Source organism: Janibacter sp. FSL W8-0316 (assembly GCF_038004165.1).
Classification (GTDB): domain Bacteria; phylum Actinomycetota; class Actinomycetes; order Actinomycetales; family Dermatophilaceae; genus Janibacter; species Janibacter indicus.
In genome coordinates this window covers 86,708-103,975 of the sequence record NZ_JBBOQX010000001.1, presented here as the reverse complement: position 1 = coordinate 103,975, position 17,268 = coordinate 86,708, and the positions used below count along the sequence as shown (strand labels likewise).

General features: G+C 71.9%; 15 protein-coding genes and 1 pseudogene. 12 read left to right on the top strand and 4 right to left on the bottom strand.

Going from position 1 to position 17,268, the window contains the following annotated elements; all coding sequences use genetic code 11:
• Window positions 1–2: 2 nt before the first annotated feature.
• Both NYE39_RS00440 and NYE39_RS00435 read right to left on the bottom strand, forming a co-directional pair.
• Window positions 3–68, bottom strand: a pseudogene (locus NYE39_RS00440) (hypothetical protein); the annotation flags it as partial.
• Window positions 69–148: 80 nt separating this feature from the next.
• A complete protein-coding gene (locus NYE39_RS00435) occupies window positions 149–1,438 on the bottom strand; it encodes an NAD(P)/FAD-dependent oxidoreductase (RefSeq protein ID WP_341011560.1) in 1,290 nt (429 codons plus the stop codon).
• A 139-nt stretch (window positions 1,439–1,577) separates the two neighbouring features.
• Here NYE39_RS00435 and NYE39_RS00430 point away from each other — a divergent pair, with 139 nt between their 5' ends.
• From NYE39_RS00430 to fahA, 9 genes are all read left to right on the top strand, one after another.
• Entirely contained in the window at window positions 1,578–2,015 is a 438-nt protein-coding gene (locus NYE39_RS00430; protein WP_341011559.1) for an SRPBCC family protein, read from the top strand.
• Between the two features lie 19 nt (window positions 2,016–2,034).
• On the top strand, window positions 2,035–3,000 hold the full coding sequence (locus NYE39_RS00425; RefSeq protein ID WP_341011558.1) for a MerR family transcriptional regulator: 966 nt from the start codon (window positions 2,035–2,037) through the stop codon (window positions 2,998–3,000).
• A gap of 32 nt (window positions 3,001–3,032) precedes the next feature.
• Complete coding sequence (locus tag NYE39_RS00420; protein WP_072624315.1) at window positions 3,033–3,791, top strand: alpha/beta fold hydrolase; 759 nt, start codon at window positions 3,033–3,035, stop codon at window positions 3,789–3,791.
• Window positions 3,792–3,803: 12 nt separating this feature from the next.
• A complete protein-coding gene (locus NYE39_RS00415) occupies window positions 3,804–4,475 on the top strand; it encodes an IclR family transcriptional regulator (RefSeq protein ID WP_072624314.1) in 672 nt (223 codons plus the stop codon).
• 133 nt (window positions 4,476–4,608) lie between these two features.
• On the top strand, window positions 4,609–6,951 hold the full coding sequence (locus tag NYE39_RS00410) for a cytochrome P450/oxidoreductase (protein ID WP_072624313.1): 2,343 nt from the start codon (window positions 4,609–4,611) through the stop codon (window positions 6,949–6,951).
• 39 nt (window positions 6,952–6,990) lie between these two features.
• Window positions 6,991–8,565, top strand: coding sequence for a GntP family permease (locus tag NYE39_RS00405; RefSeq protein ID WP_341011557.1), 1,575 nt, complete (start codon window positions 6,991–6,993; stop codon window positions 8,563–8,565).
• 63 nt (window positions 8,566–8,628) lie between these two features.
• Entirely contained in the window at window positions 8,629–9,840 is a 1,212-nt protein-coding gene (locus NYE39_RS00400; RefSeq protein WP_341011556.1) for a homogentisate 1,2-dioxygenase, read from the top strand.
• Window positions 9,837–10,673 (top strand): hypothetical protein, encoded by an 837-nt coding sequence (locus tag NYE39_RS00395; protein WP_341011555.1) that lies wholly within the window; start codon window positions 9,837–9,839, stop codon window positions 10,671–10,673. Before NYE39_RS00400 ends, NYE39_RS00395 begins: the two co-directional genes overlap by 4 nt.
• Window positions 10,674–10,687: 14 nt before the next feature.
• Complete coding sequence (gene fahA, locus NYE39_RS00390; RefSeq protein ID WP_341011554.1) at window positions 10,688–11,920, top strand: fumarylacetoacetase; 1,233 nt, start codon at window positions 10,688–10,690, stop codon at window positions 11,918–11,920.
• Between the two features lie 135 nt (window positions 11,921–12,055).
• Here the strand turns inward: fahA and NYE39_RS00385 are convergent, their stop codons facing one another.
• Window positions 12,056–12,211 (bottom strand): hypothetical protein, encoded by a 156-nt coding sequence (locus NYE39_RS00385; protein ID WP_192912353.1) that lies wholly within the window; start codon window positions 12,209–12,211, stop codon window positions 12,056–12,058.
• A gap of 532 nt (window positions 12,212–12,743) precedes the next feature.
• On the opposite strand from NYE39_RS00385, the gene NYE39_RS00380 reads away from it, so the two are divergent.
• The 3 genes from NYE39_RS00380 to NYE39_RS00370 all read left to right on the top strand — a co-directional run bounded on the left by NYE39_RS00380 (window position 12,744) and on the right by NYE39_RS00370 (window position 16,304).
• The gene (locus tag NYE39_RS00380; protein ID WP_192911824.1) at window positions 12,744–14,093 is read left to right on the top strand and encodes an MFS transporter; all 1,350 of its coding nucleotides are present in this window, start codon (window positions 12,744–12,746) and stop codon (window positions 14,091–14,093) included.
• 79 nt (window positions 14,094–14,172) lie between these two features.
• Entirely contained in the window at window positions 14,173–15,015 is an 843-nt protein-coding gene (gene kynA, locus NYE39_RS00375; protein WP_192911823.1) for a tryptophan 2,3-dioxygenase, read from the top strand.
• Window positions 15,012–16,304: a kynureninase gene (locus tag NYE39_RS00370; RefSeq protein WP_192911822.1), complete on the top strand. Its 1,293-nt coding sequence runs from the start codon at window positions 15,012–15,014 to the stop codon at window positions 16,302–16,304. Before kynA ends, NYE39_RS00370 begins: the two co-directional genes overlap by 4 nt.
• Here NYE39_RS00370 and NYE39_RS00365 read toward each other — a convergent pair.
• Window positions 16,276–17,109 carry an alpha/beta hydrolase family protein gene (locus NYE39_RS00365; protein ID WP_192911821.1) on the bottom strand — a complete coding sequence of 278 codons (834 nt, stop codon included), beginning with the start codon at window positions 17,107–17,109 and terminating at the stop codon, window positions 16,276–16,278. The genes NYE39_RS00370 and NYE39_RS00365 overlap by 29 nt on opposite strands.
• Window positions 17,110–17,268 lie beyond the last annotated feature (159 nt).

Below are 17,268 nucleotides of genomic sequence, written 5' to 3'. Positions count from 1 at the left end.
CGGCGCCGCGGCAGGTCGTCGACGTCGACGAGCCACTGGTAGTGCCGGTGGGTGAAGGCGTGCTCCATCGGGGTCCGTCGTCGGTGGCTCACCGTACCGACGACGAGGCTCGGCAGGGTCGGCAGCGTGGTGAACGTGGGCGCGGTCGTCACCACGACACCCCGAGACGCTGCGCGGCCTCGACGCCCGAGCGGCACCCGTCCTCGTGGAATCCCCACCCCAGGTGCGCCCCCGCGAAGGCGAGCCGGTCACCGCCGGCGGTACGCAACCGGGCGGCAGCAGCGACCGCCTCGCGCGTGAAGACCGGGTGCGCGTAGTCCATCCGGGCGACGACACTCCCTTCGGCGAAGTCATCGGCAGAGTTGAGCGAGACGAGCAACTGGTCACCGGTCTCGTCGAAGCCCTGCAAGCGGTTCATCCAGTAGGTGACCCGGGGCCGGTCGGCGCCACCGCACGTGGCGCTGCGGTAGTTCCACGAGGCCCGGGCCCTCGGCGCCGTCGGGAGCAGGCTGGCATCGCGGTGCAGCACCGTCGCGTTGCGGGAGTAGCGGATCGCGGCGAGGTCCTCCCTCTCCTGCAGAGTCGCGTCGGCGAGCAGGGCGAGCGCCTGGTCGGCGTGGGTCGCGACGACCGCCCGGTCGAAGGACGTGACCCCGGCGGCGGTGCGCACGTCGACGCCGTCGGGGTGTCGCGTCACGGAGGTGACCGGAGCACTGGTGCGCACATCGCCCAGCCGCGCGGCGAGCACGTCGACGTACGTGGCCGACCCGCCGACCACTGTCCGCCACGTGGGCGAGCCGGAGACGCTGAGCATCCCGTGGTGCTCGAGGAAGGCGAAGAGGTGCCGGGCGGGGTAGTCGAGCGAGTCATCGTCCCCGGAGGACCAGACGCAGGAGACGAGCGGCAGCGCGAAGTGGGCGATGAAGTACGCAGAGAAGCCGCCCTCCTCGAGGAACTCGCCCCACGTCGGGTCGCCCGGGGACCTCCCTTCCCCCGGTCCGTGCAGGAGGGCTCGCGCGGCCCGGTGGAAGCGCGGGATCTCCCAGAGCATCCGCACGAAGTGCGGGTCGGCCGCCCGCCGGGGCTGCGCCAGCACCGCTGCGGCGCCACGCCCCCCGGCCCACGACAGGCCGCACCCGTCGCAGGTGATGGACATGCTCATCTCGGTCGGCCGCGTCGCGATGTCGAGCTCGCGGAAGAGCCGCAGCAGGTGGGGGTAGGTGCGCTCGTTGTGCACGATGAAGCCGGAGTCGACTCGGACCGGACCGGCGGCGGTGTCCACGGAGTGCGTGTGGGCGTGGCCGCCTAGGCGCTCGTCGGCCTCGAAGAGGGTGACCTCGTAGGACCGGGCGAGGACGTGGGCGGCGGTCAGGCCGGAGACCCCGCCGCCGATGATGGCTGCGGTGGGTCGAGAGGCTCGATCTCGGGGCTCGGTCACGTCGTGCGCTCCAACGGGGGACGAAGGGGGGACCTCACGGGTTCGTCGCCGAAGGGCCGCAAGGATTGTTCAACCTTTGTCCAAAAGGTAGGGTGAGATCTGTCCACATGTCAAACCTTTGTCCAAGGATGGTTTCGTCGTGAAGATCACCCGCACGATCCCCGCCCCCGAAACTCCTCCGAGTGCCGTCTTCGCTTACCTCAGCAACTTCACCACGAGCGAGGAGTGGGACCCCGGCACGCTCGAGACGACCCTCGTCGAGGGTGACGGTGGCGTCGGCAGCCGCTACCGTAACCGGTCGGTCTTCAACGGACGCAAGACAGAGCTGACCTACGTCACCGTCGACCTGCAGCCGGACCGGCTCGTCGTCATGCGCGGGGAGAACTCGAGCGTCGTCGTGCACGACCGGATGTCGATCCGCCCGGGTGCCGGCGGGAGGGGTAGCGCGCTCGTCTACGAGGCCGACTTCCGCTTCAAGGGACTCGCCCGGCTGGCCACGCCGCTGCTCCGGCGTCCGCTGACGCGCCTGGGTGACGACGCCGAGCAGGCGCTCGCGCGGGTGCTGCCACGACTGTGACGGAGCCGGAGGCCCCCTGATGTACACGATCAAGCGCGCCGCCGAGCTGACCGGCGTCCCCGCCGCCACGCTGCGGGCCTGGGAGCGCCGCTACGACGTGGTCGAGCCGCAGCGCACCGACGCCGGATACCGCCTCTACGACGACGAGACGCTGGCGCGGCTGCGCACGATGGCCGAGCTCGTCGCCGACGGCTGGACAGCGAGCAATGCTGCGGCAGAGGCGGGCCGACGCCACAGCGGCACGGGGTCACCCTCCCCCGCACCATCGGCGCCCCCCGGCCCGCCCGCCCCCTCGCGGGCGGACGGCCCCCACGTCGAGGCTCCTCCGTCGCACCTCAGCACACCGCCTTCGTCCGGCGACGAGGCGACCCGGCGTCTGCTCGACGCCGCCGCTGCGATGGACCCGACCGGGGTCGCCGCAGTTCTCGACGAGCGATTCGCCACCGGCTCCTTCGAGGCGGTCGTCGACGACTGGCTGATGCCCGCCCTCGTCGAGCTCGGCGAGGCGTGGGCCGACGGCCGGGTCACGGTCGCCGGCGAGCACCTCGTCGCGCACACCGTGCTGCGGCGGCTGGCTGCCGCCTACGACGCAGCTGCCAGCCGGACCGGTGGACCACGCGTGATCGTCGGCCTGCCCGCCGGGGCGCACCACGAGCTGGGGATCTTCGCCTTCGCCGTCGCCCTGCGTCGGCTGGGCGTCGACGTCGTCTACCTGGGCGCCGACCTGCCTACCGACGCCTGGACCGCTGCTCTGACGGCCCACACCGCGCGGTGCGTGGTCATCGGCGTGCCGCGGCGCCCGGACGCTCGCACGGCCAGCACGCTCGCCAAGGCCTTGGCCGACCACCACGGGGTGACCGTCTGCGTGGGCGGCAGCCACCAGGACGACGTCGACGCCACCCGACTCGGTCACGCGGTGGGGCCCGCCGCCGCCGAGGTGAGCCGGCTCCTGCGAGGCGGCCGCAGTCGGCGCGCCCACGCGTAGACTCCGGGGCACCCGACGACAAGGACGGATCAATGTCGATCTCCCCCACCCTCGTGGGCTCCGGCCCGACCAAGGTCATCGCGGTGCACGGCTGGTTCGGCGGCGCGGACGGCTGGGGCCTCCTGCCGGACCTGGTCGACACCGACGCCTGCACCTTCGCCTTCTTCGACCTGCGCGGCTACGGCTCGCGACAGGGCGAGGCCACCGACTTCTCGCTCGATGACGTCGCCGACGACGTCTTCGCCCTGGCCGACGAGCTCGGCTGGGAGCGCTTCGCGCTCGTCGGGCACTCGATGGGCGGCGCTATGGTGCTGCGCGTCTGGAGCCGCCACCCCGAGCGGGTCACTGCCCTCGTCGGCATCTCCCCCGTCCCCGCCTCGGGCGTGCCGCTCGACGAGGACGCGCAGGCCCTCTTCGGCGGAGCCGCCGAAGAGCCGGGCAACCGCCGCGCGATCATCGACTTCACCACGGGCAACCGGCACCCCGGCAGCTGGCTCGACGCGATGACCGCCTACACGCAGGAGCACTCGACGCCCGAGGCCGTCGGCGGCTACCTGACCTCGTGGACCGGCGCCGACTTCGCCGCTGAGCTGCCCGAGCCGAGCATCCCGGTGCACGCCGTCGTCGGCGCCCACGACCCCGCCCTTGGCGAGGAGACGATGCGCGCGACCTGGCTGAAGCAGATCCCCGGCTGCGAGCTCACGGTGCTGCCCGATGCCGGGCACTACGCGATGTTCGAGTCGCCCCTGGGCCTGCTGGCAGCCATCGAGGCGACCCTGCCCGCTGCGTAGACTCCGGGAGCCATGAGCACCCTGCAGACCCTCGACCGCGGCCTCGAGGCGATCGAGATCATCTCGCGGCGCACGAGCGGCACCTCGCCGGCAGCGCTCGCTGACGAGCTCGGGGTGCACCGCGCCGGGGCCTACCGGGTGCTCGCGACCCTCGAGCAGCGGCACCTCGTGGCCAAGGGCAGCGACGGCCTCTACCGCCTCGGGTCCGGCGCTCTCGCCTACGCGGGGCGCTTCATGAGCCAGTACCGCCTCGCCGCGCAGCCGCTCGTGCAGGACCTCGCCGACGACACCGGGTGCACGGCCTTTGTCTCGATCGCCGACCGCGACGAATCGGTCGCGATCGCGGTGGCCGAGCCGGGCGCGCGCGGCGCGATCGGCATCAGCTACCAGATCGGCACCCGGCACGCGATCACCCAAGGCGCCGACGGCATCGCCATGCTCGCCCAGCGCGCACCCTCCCCGAGCGACGCCGAGGCCGTGCGGGTGGCCCGCGACCTGGGCTACGCCGTCTCCGACGGCCAGGTCCAGCCCGGCACAGTCGGTCTGGCGATGGGCACCGGCAGCATCGCAGACGAGGTCGAGGGCTCGATCGGCGTCATCCGCCTCGGCGCCCCCGCCGACCTCGACATCGAGGGGCTGCTCTCCCACGTCCGGCAGGCGAGGGACCTCGTCACCCGGCTCTGACCAGGCCCGCACCCGACGCTGACCCACTCGGCCTCGGCGGGACCCCCGCGCCTCTTGACCGGACCCCACACCTGCCCTAGGTTGTGCGCTGAACGCACATGACGTGCGCTGTCCGCACAAGGGAGTGCCCAGCATGACCACCTGTCCCATCACCGGAGCCGTGTCGGCGGCTGCGGCCGACTTCGACCCCTTCGGCGACGGCTACCAGCAGGACCCGCCGGCCTACGTCGCGTGGTCGCGCGAGGAGGAGCCGGTCTTCTGGTCACCGCAGCTGGGCTACTGGGTCGTCACCCGCTACGACGACATCAAGGCGATCTTCCGCGACAACCTCGCCTTCTCCCCCGCGGTCGCGCTGGAGAAGATCACGCCGACGAGCGACGAGGCCGATGCCGTGCTGGCCTCGTACGACTACGGCATGGCCCGCACCCTGGTCAACGAGGACGAGCCGGCCCACATGGAGCGACGACGTGCGCTCATGGCCCCCTTCGCCCCGGAGCACCTGGCCCACCACCAGCCGGCCGTGCGACGACTCGTCCGTGAGCACGTCGATGCCTTCATCGACACCGGTCGCGCCGACCTCGTCGACGAGATGTTCTGGGAGGTCCCGCTCACCGTGGCGCTGGAGTTCCTCGGCGTCCCCGACGACGACAAGCCCAAGCTACGGGAGTACTCCGTGGCGCACACCGTCAACACCTGGGGTCGGCCCGAGCCCGAGGAGCAGGTCGCCGTCGCCCACGCCGTCGGCAACTTCTGGCAGTACGCCGGCGGGGTGCTCGAACGGATGCGCCAGCGCCCCGACGACGAGGGGTGGATGCAGTACGGCATCCGGGCCCAGCGGGAGCAGCCCGAGGTCGTCACCGACTCCTACCTGCACTCGATGATGATGGCCGGCATCGTCGCCGCCCACGAGACCACGGCCAACGGCATCGCCAACGCCGTCAAGCTGCTCCTCGAGCACCGCGTCATCTGGGACCAGATCTGCGCCGACCCCTCGCTCATCCCCAACGCCGTCGAGGAGTGCCTGCGACACAACGGGTCCCAGGCCGCGTGGCGTCGCATCACGACCCGGGCCACCGAGATCGGCGGTGTCCCGATCCCCGAGGGCGCCCGGATCCTCATGGTCTCCTCCTCCGGCAACCACGACCCGCGGCGCTTCGAGGACCCCGAGCTCGTAGACGTCCACCGCGACGACGCGGCCGACCACCTGACCTTCGGCTACGGCGCCCACCAGTGCCTGGGCAAGAACCTCGCCCGCATGGAGATGCAGATCTTCCTCGAGGAGCTGACCTCGCGGCTACCGCACATGCGGCTGGCCGAGCAGGAGTTCAGCTACGTGCCCAACACCTCCTTCCGCGGGCCGGAGCACCTGTGGGTCGAGTGGGACCCGGCGGCCAACCCCGAACGCACCGACCCCTCCGTCCTCGAGCCCCGGCTGCAGGTCAACATCGGCGAGCCAACCGCGGCGCACCACAGCCGGCCACTGCGGGTCGAGCAGGTGGTCGACGCCGCCGACGGGGTCCGCCACATCACCCTCGTGAGCGCCGACGGCACCGCCCTGCCGGCCTTCACCCCCGGCGCCCACATCGACGTCCAGTGCGGCGACACCGGCATCGTGCGCCAGTACTCGCTGTGCGGCGCGCCGCCCACGCCGGTCCAGCCGGAGGGCTGCCCGGTCCCCCACACCCCGCGCCCCGAGCGCTACGAGATCGCCGTGCTGCGCGAGGAGGAGTCGCGGGGCGGCTCCACATGGGTGCACGACCACGTGCGCGAAGGGGAGATCCTCACCGTCCGTGGACCGCGCAACCACTTCCGGCTGCCGGAGCAGGCGCAGCGCTACGTCTTCGTCGCCGGCGGCATCGGGATCACCCCGATCCGGTCGATGGCGGCGCGGGCGCGACGCGACGGCATCCCCTACGAGATCCACTACCTCGGGCGCGAGCGCTCCCGCATGGCCTTCGTCGACGAGCTCGCCGACGAGCACGGTGAGCACCTGCACGTCCACTGCTCGTCCGAGGGCGGCCGGGCCGACCTGCGCCGTCTCATGGACGACCTCGCCGAGGAGGGCCGCGCGGGCGGGGTGCACGTCTACGCCTGCGGACCCCAGCGGATGATCGACGACCTCACCGCCGGCAGCGAGGACTGGCCGGAGGACACGGTCGTCTTCGAGCACTTCTCCTCGACGCTCGGCGCCCTCGACCCCGAGCAGGAGCACGAGTTCACCGTGCACCTGGAGGACTCCGACGTCGACCTCGTCGTCACCAACGACCGCACCCTCCTGCAGACCCTGCGCGACGCCGGCCGGGAGATCCCGTCCAACTGCGAGGAGGGCCTGTGCGGCACCTGTGAGGTGCCGGTCCTCGACGGGGCGGTCGACCACCGCGACGTCGTCCTGTCCACCGCCGAACGCCGAGCCGGCGACCGGATGATGTCGTGCTGCTCGCGAGCAGTCGGCAACCGGCTCGTCCTCGGGCTCTGACACCCCAGTCCACCCACCGACCCACACCTAAGGCAACCAATGTCGCTTGCACTCCTGGGCATCTTGATCTCCCTGGCACTGCTCATCACCCTGGCCTACCGCGGCCACTCCGTGATCGCCGTCGCCCCCATCGCGGCCTCGATCGCCGTCCTCATGTCGGGCGCGCCACTGCTCGCGAGCTACACGCAGGTCTTCATGCCGGCGCTCGGCGGCTTCATGGCCAACTTCTTCCCGCTCTTCCTCGTCGGCGCGATCTTCGGCCGGCTCATGACGGTCAGCGGGTATGCGCATGACATCGCCGGATGGATCTCCGGGGTCCTCGGGCCGCGCTTCGCCATCCTCGTCACGACGCTCGCGACCGCGCTCCTCACCTACGGCGGCGTGAGCGCCTGGGTCGTCGTCTTCACAATCTTCCCGATCGCCACCTCGCTCTTCGCGCAGGTCGACATCCCGCGTCGTCTGATGCCGGCCGCGATCGCGCTGGGCATCTTCACCTTCGCCACCGCCGCCCTGCCCGGCTCGCCGCAGATCCACAACACGATCCCGACGAAGTTCTTCGGCACCAACACCTTCGCCGCACCCGGTCTGGGTCTGCTCGGCGCGGTCATCGTCTTCGGCCTGGGCATGCTGTGGCTCGAGCGTCGGCAGCGTCAGCTGGCCGCGGCCGGTGAGTCCTTCGCCGACCCGACCGAGGCGGAGATCAAGGAGACCGAGCGCACCGGGGCACCGCTGCCGACCGGCGCCGCGCGGGTCAGCGACCCCGACGTGCTCGACGGCGAGCGGCCCGACGGCGACGGGGCCACGCAGGCCGGCCCCGCGCGCACCTCCGTCGCGACGGCCGAGCGTCCCTCCCCTTCGTCCGCCGTGGCCATGGCCACTGAGGGCACCGAGGGCAGCGGCCAGCGGCCCACCGCTCTCGCCGGCCTCGTCGGGCTGGCCCCGATCCTCGTCATCGTCGCGGTCAACGCGCTGTGCACCTACGTCGTCTTCCCCGCCCTCGACGTCAGCTACCTCGCCGAAGAGAAGTTCGGCGCGACGGACCTGGGTGCCGTGACCGGCATCTGGTCGGTGACGGTCGCGATGCTCGCCGGCATCCTGCTCGTCTTCGCCCTGCGACCGGGGTCCTTCACCCCGTACGTCGAGGGGATCACCGAGGGCGCACGCAACGCCGTCCTGCCGGTCTTCAACACCGCGAGCGAGGTGGCCTACGGCGCCGTCATCGCCTCGCTGGCCGTCTTCGCCACCGTCCGCGACGGCCTCTTCGGCGTCAGCGACAACCCGGCCATCGTCGCCGCGGTCTCGACGACCGGCATCTCCGGCCTCACCGGCTCGGCCTCCGGTGGCCTGACGATCACGCTGTCGACCTTCGGCGAGCAGCTCGCGCAGATGGCGACCGAGCAGGGGATCTCGATGGAGCTCATGCACCGGGTGACGGCGATGGCCGCGACGGGCTTCGACTCGCTGCCCCACAATGGAGCGATCATCACGCTCCTGCTCGTCTGCGGGCTCTCGCACCGTGAGTCCTACAAGGACATCTTCGCTGTGACCGTGGTCGTGCCGATCATCGGCCTCGTCGTCGTCACCGCGCTCGGCCTGACGGTCGGAACCTTCTGACCCCCTCCGCCCCAGACCCGACACCCACCAGGCGGAGACCCCGCCGCAGACGAAGGAGTGACCATGGCCCACTACCGCCAGGTCGGACCCGTGCCGGGCAAGCGGCACACCCTCTTCAAGGACGACGACGGCCGCATCCTGTCCGAGGAGCTCATGGGTGAGGAGGGCTTCAGCTCCGACAGCTCGCTGCTCTACCACCGGCACATCCCGTCGAGCATCGTCGGTGCGCGACCGTGGGAGCTGCCCGACCAGACGCTCACGCCCAACGAGCCGCTGCTCCCCCGGCACCTCAAGCTCCACGGCCTCTTCACCGACGAGCAGGCCGCGAGCACCGACGCGGTGACCGGGCGCCGGCTCGTCCTGGGCAACGGTGACGTGCGCATCTCCTACGCCCACGTCGGGCTCACGTCCCCGTTGTACAAGAACGCGATCGGTGACGAGTGCGTCTACGTCGAGCGCGGCTCCGCGCTCCTCGAGACGCAGTTCGGCGCGCTCGAGGTGGCCGAGGGCGACTACGCGATCATCCCCCGCGCGACGATCCACCGGTGGGTGCTGCGCGAGGGCGAGACCGCGCGCCTCTACGCGATCGAGGCGAGCAGCCACATCGCCCCGCCGAAGCGCTACCTCTCCCGCTACGGCCAGCTGCTCGAGCACGCGCCCTACTGCGAGCGCGACCTGCGCGGACCGACGCAGCCGCTGCTCGTCGACGGGCAGGACGTCGACGTCCACATCAAGCACCGCGGGCGCGGCCCGAGCGGCATCACCGGCACGATCCACACGGTGCCGGAGCACCCCCTCGACGTCGTGGGCTGGGACGGCTGCCTCTACCCCTACGTCTTCAACATCCGCGACTACATGCCGATCACGGGCAAGGTGCACCAGCCGCCACCGGTCCACCAGGTCTTCGAGGGGCACAACTTCGTCATCTGCAACTTCGTGCCGCGCAAGGTCGACTACCACGAGCTCGCCGTGCCGGTGCCGTACTACCACTCCAACGTCGACAGCGACGAGATCATGTTCTACGTCGACGGCGACTACGAGGCGCGCAAGGGCTCGGGCATCGGCAAGGGGTCGATCTCGGTGCACCCCGGCGGGCACGCACACGGCCCGCAGCCCGGTGCCGTCGAGGCATCGCTCGGCGCGGAGTACTTCGACGAGACGGCCGTCATGGTCGACACCTTCCGCCCGCTCGACCTCGGCGAGGGCGGCGTGGCCGTCGACGACGGGGTCTACGCGCGATCGTGGACCGGCGGGCGATGGGTGGGCGACGCATGAGCGCCGTGCCCGAGCAGTTCGTCGCGTTCTTCGACGACGCCGCGACCTTCCCGCCCGGGCTCGCGCCCGTGACGCAGGCCGTGACCGACCACGTCGCGCGCCGCTCGACGCTCCTCGAGGGTGCTGTGGGTCCGGCCGTGCTGTCGCTGGCGGACCTGTCGGAGGCACGCCGGGTCGCGGCCGGCCTCGACCTCTCCGGTGGTCCGGTCGAGGTCTCCGTGGTCACGCCGGCGGGGCGGCTCGGCGAGGCCCTCGAGATGGCGAAAGGGGTGGCCCCCGAGCTGCAGGTCGTGGCCGTCGAGCTCAAGACCGACCCCGACGACCGCGCGGTGTGGGAGGCGCAGATCCGCGAGGCCGCTGCGGTGGCCGACGTGCCGGTCTACGTGGAGCTGACGGCAGCCCAGGTCACGCAGGGCGCCCTCGACCTGCTGGCGGGGACCCCCCTTCGGCTGAAGTACCGGACGGGCGGCATCGAGGCGCACCTCTTCCCCACCCCGCAGGAGCTCGGCGACGTCCTCGTCGCCGCGGTGGCCGCCGGGCTGCCCTTCAAGCTCACGGCCGGGCTGCACGAAGCGGTCCGCTACACCAACGCCGAGACCAGCTTCACCCACCACGGCTTCCTCAACATCGCCCTGGCCACGCAGGCCGCGCGCGCCGGCGAGGACCGGGACGTCGTCGCCGGCTGGCTCGCCGAGACCGACCCGGCGCGACTCGGCGGGGCCGCGGCCGCCTCCGACGGGGCGTGGCGCTACTCCTTCACCAGCTTCGGCACGTGCAGCGTCGGCGAGCCCGCCGACAGCCTGCACCGACTCGACCTCTTCCCCGCCCTCTGACGACAGGACGCTCCATGACGACTGCGGCACAACGACTTTCGACCGAGGGCTTCGGGCCCGACAACCTGCCCTACGGCTCCTTCTCCCCCGCCGGTGGCGACCCGCGACTGGGCGTGCGCCTCGGCGACGCGGCGATCTCGCTGCGCGACCTCGTGCCGGCCGTGGCCGCTGCCGGCGGTCCCGCACTGGCCGTTGAAGCGGGCGACGCGGCGTCCGGGAGCAATCTCGACGCCCTGCTCGCGGCCGGCCACACCGTGTGGCAGCCACTGCGGACGTGGCTGCACCAGGTCGTCACGACCGACGGGCTCGATGGCATCGTCGCGGCGGTGTCGACGCCGGTGTCCGAGGTGACGATGCACATGCCCTTCACCGTCGCCGACTACGTCGACTACTACGCGTCGGAGCAGCACGCGAGCAACATCGGGCGGATGTTCCGCCCCGACCAGGCACCGCTGCTGCCCAACTGGAAGCACCTGCCCGTCGGCTACCACGGCCGCGCCGGCACCGTCGTGCCGTCCGGGACCAACGTGCCGCGACCCAAGGGGCTGCGGCCCGAAGAGGGCGGGACCCCGAGCTTCGGCCCGTCGCGCCGACTCGACATCGAGGCCGAGCTCGGCTTCGTCGTCGGCGGGTCCGCGCCCGAGGGTGAGGTGTCGGTGGACCGCGCCGCAGAGGAGCACCTCTTCGGGGTCGTGCTCTTCAACGACTGGTCGGCCCGTGACATCCAGGGCTTCGAGTACGTGCCGCTCGGGCCGTACCTCGGCAAGTCCTTCGCCTCGTCGATCTCGCTGTGGGTCGTGCCGTGGGAGGCGTTGGCCGCCGCGCGGGTGGCGCCGCCCGAGCGAGAGCACGCCCTCGCGGAGTACCTCGACGACACGGGCCGGGACTGGGCCCTCGACATCACGATGGAGGTCGAGCTCGACGGCGAGGTCGTCTCGCACCCGCCCTACCGGACGATGTACTGGACCGCGCCGCAGATGGTCGCGCACATGAGCGTCAACGGCGCCTCGCTGCGACCGGGCGACTTCTTCGGCTCTGGCACCGTGTCGGGCGACGAACGCGACCAGCGCGGGTCCTTCATGGAGCTGTCGTGGGGCGGCAAGGAGCCGCTCGTGCTCGCCGACGGTCGCGAGCAGCGCTTCCTCGAGGACGGGCAGACGGTCGTGCTGCGGGGTCAGGCGCCGGGCGCCGACGGGTCGGTCATCGACTTCGGTGAGTGCGTGGGGACGATCCTGCCGGCGCGGTGAGTCCCTGTGTAGGTCAAAGACACCCCGCGTGCCTTTGCACGCGGGGTGTCTTTGACTCGCAGGGATGGTGACCTGCTGGACGGTCGCCATCACCTCTACCTGCGCGGTCGGGCGGTGACGGCCGGACGCCTCCGATCAGCTGACGAGCCGGGTGCGCGTCCCGAGGACCTCGAGCTCGGTCACCGGCTCGTCCTGCAGGTCGGCCACGGCACCGAGGTCCTGCCAACCGCCGCCGTTGACGCGGTACTGGCCGACCAGCCTCGCCTCCCTCGCTCCAGTAGTACCTGGCAAACGCCGTCGCGCCCTCGTCGGTGTGCTCCTTGGCCTCTGCCGGGACCTCGGGAGGGTCCCCCTTCGCGCTGGAGGACGACGAGCTCGACCCGGAGCTCGACGACGAGCTGCTGCTCGAGGAACTCGAGGGCTCCAGGGGCTTGACGGTGCTCGAGCTGCTCGACCCGTCGCCGTCAGGCTCGTCATCACCGCAGGCGGACAGGCCACCGATGGCCAAGGTCATGGCGGCTATCAGGGCAGCAGGTCGTCGAACGGATCGCACGCGCCTCCTCCCTCGGACCCGTCGCCGGGCCCTCGCTCGACCATCCACAGTAGAGAAATCGCTGGGGTTCGTACGTCGAGTTGTCCACAGGGGGCTTCGAGGCTTCGGCCGCGGGCGGCCTCGCACCTCAGCCACCGGGCAACGCGGGCGGCCTCGCACCTCAGCCACCGGGCAACGGACAGCTCGCTGGGTGGAGGTGTGAGCGACCGCCTATGCGGTCGCTGGCACCTCGACCCACGACGCCGGGGCGGGTGCGTCTACATTGACGCCGTGACGACGACCGAGCGCATCCACGCGCGCCTCATCACGCGCGACCTCGACGCCGAGGCGGCCCTGCCGGAGCCGGTGCGGCGCGACGTGCCGCGCAACTCCCTTCGCCTCATCGGGGCCAACGCGCTCCAGTCCTCCGGCGACCAGACGGTCAGCGCGTCGACGGTCCTGCCGTGGCTCTTCCACGCGATCGGTGTGCCGGCGGCGCTCACCGGTGCCCTGGTCCCGATCCGCGAGTCGGGCTCGATGCTCCCGCAGGCCTTCCTCACCCCCTTCGTCGTCCGGGTCCGCCGGCGCAAGCTCGTCAACGTCGCCGGCGCGCTCGTCCAGGCCGCGGCCGTGGCCGTCATGGCCATCACCGCAGCCGTCGGCAGCGGGGTCGTCGCCGGTCTGGTGATCCTCGCGGCGCTCGCCGTCTTCTCCCTGGGCCGGTGCCTCACCTCGATCGCCTCCAAGGACGTGCAGGCGAGGGTCGTGCCGAAGGGAGAGCGCGGCCAGATCAACGGCCTCGCCACGACCGCCTCCGGACTCGTCGCCATCACCCTCGGTCTCGCCGTGCGCGCCCTCGGCGAGGGGCTTGACGCCCAGACCCTCGCCGCGATCCTCGGTCTCGGGGCCGCGCTCTGGGTCGCCGTCGCCGGCGTGTGGGCGAGCATCCGCGAGCCGGTGACCCTTCGAGACGGCGCTGGCGCGCCTCCTCAGGGACCGGACAGTGACGAGGCAGACGAGGGGCAGAGCTGGTTCGCCGAGACGATCACCCTGCTGCGGGAGGACGCGACCTTCCGCAACTTCGTCACCGTCCGCAGCTTCCTGCTCGTCTCCTCGCTCAGCCCGCCCTTCATCGTCACCATGGCCGTGCAGGCGGGGGCGCCGGCGCTCACCGGGCTCGGCGGCTTCATCATCGCGTCGGGTCTGGCGGCGCTGCTCGGCGGCCGGGTCTTCGGCCGGATGGCCGACCGCTCCAGTCGCCGACTCATGATGCTGGGCGCTGCCCTGGCCTCACTCGTCCTCGTGGCCCTCGTCGTGGTCGACACCGCTCTCGACCTGGCCGGCGACAGCCTGCTCACCTACGCGATCTTCGTCGGCGCCTACTTCCTCGTGACGATGCTGCACACGGGCGTGCGCGTCGGACGCAAGACCTATGTCGTCGACATCGCCGACGGCGACCAGCGGACGACCTATGTCGCCGTCTCCAACTCCGCGATGGGTCTGGTGCTGCTGGTCGTCGGTGCGATCACCTCGGCCATCGCCGGGCTGGGCATCGTGTGGGCGCTGCTCTTCCTCGCCGGGCTCGGGGTGCTCGGCGTCCTCTCGTCGAGGCGGCTCCCGGAGGTCGAGGGCGCGGCCTGACCGGGGAAGGCACGTGGGGCGGCCACGTGGGGCGGCGACGCGCCACGGCCACGCACGACGAGGCCGTACCGTTGGGCCGGTGACCGGCAACACACGTGACATCGAAGCAGGCGTCCACCGCGACTTCCGGGAGGAGATGTCCTACGGGTCCTACCTGGCCCTCGACACCCTGCTCGACGCGCAACGACCGATGAGCGAGCACCACGACGAGATGCTCTTCATCGTCCAGCACCAGACCTCCGAGCTCTGGCTCAAGCTCGTGCTCCACGAGACCCGCTCGGCGATGGCGCTCCTCGCCGAGGACGAGATGCGCATGGCACTCAAGCGGATCGCCCGGGTCAAGCACATCCAGCGCACCCTCACCGACCAGTGGTCCGTGCTCGCGACCCTCACGCCGACGGAGTACCAGGAGTTCCGGCCCTTCCTCGGGCACGCGTCGGGCTTCCAGTCCTGGCAGTATCGCGCGGTCGAGTTCGCCCTCGGCAACAAGCACGCCGGCATGCTCCCGGTCCATGCCAGCGACCCCGAGGCGCACGCCGTGCTCAGCGAGCTGCTCGAGGCGCCGAGCCTCTACGACGAGTTCCTGCGGTACCTCTCCCGCCGCGGCTACCCGATCCCGCAGCGCGTGCTGGAGCGCGACGTCACCACGGCCCACGTGCTCGACCCCGAGCTGACGCGAGTGCTCACCGACATCTACCGCGACGCCGAGCAGCACTGGGACGTCTACGAGGCCTGCGAGGAGCTCGTCGACCTCGAGGACAACTTCCAGCTGTGGCGCTTCCGCCACCTCAAGACCGTGCAGCGCACCATCGGGATGAAGACGGGCACCGGCGGCTCCTCCGGCGTCGGGTTCCTCCAGCGGGCGCTCGACCTGACCTTCTTCCCCGAGCTCTTCGCCGTGCGGACGGAGATCGGGGCATGAGCGGGGCGACGGCGGGCACCGGTGCGGGAGCAGTGGGCAGCGGTGCGGGAGCAGCGTGCAGCGGTGCGGGAGCAGCGCAGCTGCGCGCCCGGGCCGCGCAGCTCGACGCGGCGGATCCCCTGCGCCACACCCGGGACCTCTACCTGCCCTCCCCCGGGCTCGTCGCCTATCTCGACGGCAACTCGCTGGGGCGCCCCCTTCGCGCCACCGCGGAGCGGATCGCCGACCTCGTCGCCGGGGCCTGGGGCACGCGGCTCATCCGGTCGTGGGACGAGCAGTGGATGGAGCTGCCGCTGCGGCTCGGTGACCGGATCGGCGAGGTCTGCCTGGGCGCCGCCGCCGGCCAGACGGTCGTCGGCGACTCGACCACGGTCATGCTCTACAAGCTGCTGCGGGCAGCCGTCGCCGCGGCCGGTCCGGAGCGACCCGAGATCATCCTCGACACCGAAAACTTCCCCACCGATCGCTATGTGGCAGAAGGCATTGCGGCCGAGACCGGCGCGCAGCTGGTCTGGCTCGAGCCGGACCCGGCGAAGGGGGTCACCCCCGATCTCGTCGCCGGCGCCCTGACCGACCGCACCGGTGTCGTCCTGCTCTCCCACGTCGCCTACAAGTCGGCCTGGATCGCCGACCTGCCCGAGATCACCCGGCTCGCCCACGACGCCGGCGCGCTCGTCCTGTGGGACCTGTGCCACTCCGTCGGCGTCGTGCGCAGCGACCTCGACGCGCACGGTGTCGACCTCGCGGTGGGGTGCACGTACAAGTTCCTCGGTGGCGGGCCGGGGGCGCCGGCCTTCGGCTACGTCGCGGCGCGCCACCAGGAGCGGCTGCGCCAGCCGATCCAGGGGTGGATGGGGCACGCGGACCCCTTCGTCATGGGGCCGGGGTACCGGCCGGGCGCGGGGATGCGCGGGTTCATCTCCGGCACTCCCCCGGTGCTCGGCATGGTCGGCATCGAGGACACCGTCGACCTCATCGAGTCCGTGGGGCTGGATGCGGTGCGCGACAAGGCTGCCCGTCTCGGGCGCTTCGTCATCCAAGCCGTCGACGAGGTGCTCGCGCCGCACGGCGTCCGCGTCGTCTCACCGCTCGACGACGAGGTGCGCGGCGGGCACGTGACCCTTGCGCACCCGCGGTTCCGCGAGGTGTACCGGACGCTGTGGGAGCAGGACGTCGTGCCGGACTTCCGCGAACCGGACGGGATCCGGATGGGCCTGTCGCCCCTGAGCACGAGCTACGGCGAGGTCGCCGAGGCGCTCGTCATGATCGAGGCGCAGCTGCGCGACTGATCGCGTCGACGACGGCCGGCCAGTGCGGTGAGGTCGGGTCGATGAGGTCGAAGTGGTCCGCGCCGCGCAGGACCGTGCGCTCGAGACCCGCCGACTGGCGAAGGGGGACGCTCACGTCCTCGTCACCGTGCAGGACCGTGATCCGTTGCGCTGCAGCGGGATCGGCGGCAAGGAGCCGGGTCGGGTCGAGACGGGCGTAGTGGTCGGGGTCGTCGTCCGGGGAGGCGCCCATCCAGTCGCGGACGGCGTCGGAGCCGAGGCGTTCGGCGACGGCGGCGGCGAAGTCGGCGACCGGGGCCAGCGCGACGGCTCGCGCCGGCGGCAGGTGTGGTGCGGTGGCGCGCCAGAGCACCAGGGCTCCTCCGGCGCTGTGCCCGACCCAGGCGGCGACGTCGTGACCGCCGGCGCGCAGGTGGGTGTCGAGGGCGGTGAGGTCGGCGGCGCTCGCCCCGGGGTCGCCGGGGACGCGGCGGTACTCGGCGAGCACGACCCGCCAACCCGCTGCGGCGAGCGCACGGGCCTGGGGTCGGGCGTGGGTGCGGTCGACCGCCGGTCGGAAGTAGCCGCCGTGTACGACGACGAGGGTCGGCGGTGACTGGGGCACGGGCGATTGGGGCACGGGCGATTGGGGCACGGGCGACTGGGGCACGGCGGGCTCATGGAGCTCGGCGGGCTCGTGGAGCTCGGCGGGCTCGTGGAGCTCGTAGACCTGGTCGGGCAGGTCGCCGTAGGTGACCACCTCGACGGGGCGAGGGGTCTCCCCTTCGCTCAGGAGGCGGGTGAGGGTCTCGTCTTCGCGGGCCACGGGCCCACTGTCCCACCCCGGCGATCCGCGGCCTGGGAGGGCTGTCGGTGGGCCGGTCCAGGATGGGGATGGATGGTCACGAAGGGCGGCGGCGCGCGCAGGAGCGGCGTCGGAGCGATTGTCCACAGCGAGGGTTGACCTCGAACTGGTGTTCGATTA

Excerpts from the sequence above, each read along its gene's own strand:
- NYE39_RS00425 (WP_341011558.1), top strand. The coding sequence starts at position 2,035 with ATGTACACGATCAAGCGCGCCGCCGAGCTGACCGGCGTCCCCGCCGCC.
- NYE39_RS00420 (WP_072624315.1), top strand. The coding sequence starts at position 3,033 with ATGTCGATCTCCCCCACCCTCGTGGGCTCCGGCCCGACCAAGGTCATC.
- NYE39_RS00415 (WP_072624314.1), top strand. The coding sequence starts at position 3,804 with ATGAGCACCCTGCAGACCCTCGACCGCGGCCTCGAGGCGATCGAGATC.
- NYE39_RS00410 (WP_072624313.1), top strand. The coding sequence starts at position 4,609 with ATGACCACCTGTCCCATCACCGGAGCCGTGTCGGCGGCTGCGGCCGAC.
- NYE39_RS00405 (WP_341011557.1), top strand. The coding sequence starts at position 6,991 with ATGTCGCTTGCACTCCTGGGCATCTTGATCTCCCTGGCACTGCTCATC.
- NYE39_RS00400 (WP_341011556.1), top strand. The coding sequence starts at position 8,629 with ATGGCCCACTACCGCCAGGTCGGACCCGTGCCGGGCAAGCGGCACACC.
- NYE39_RS00395 (WP_341011555.1), top strand. The coding sequence starts at position 9,837 with ATGAGCGCCGTGCCCGAGCAGTTCGTCGCGTTCTTCGACGACGCCGCG.
- fahA (WP_341011554.1), top strand. The coding sequence starts at position 10,688 with ATGACGACTGCGGCACAACGACTTTCGACCGAGGGCTTCGGGCCCGAC.
- NYE39_RS00370 (WP_192911822.1), top strand. The coding sequence starts at position 15,012 with ATGAGCGGGGCGACGGCGGGCACCGGTGCGGGAGCAGTGGGCAGCGGT.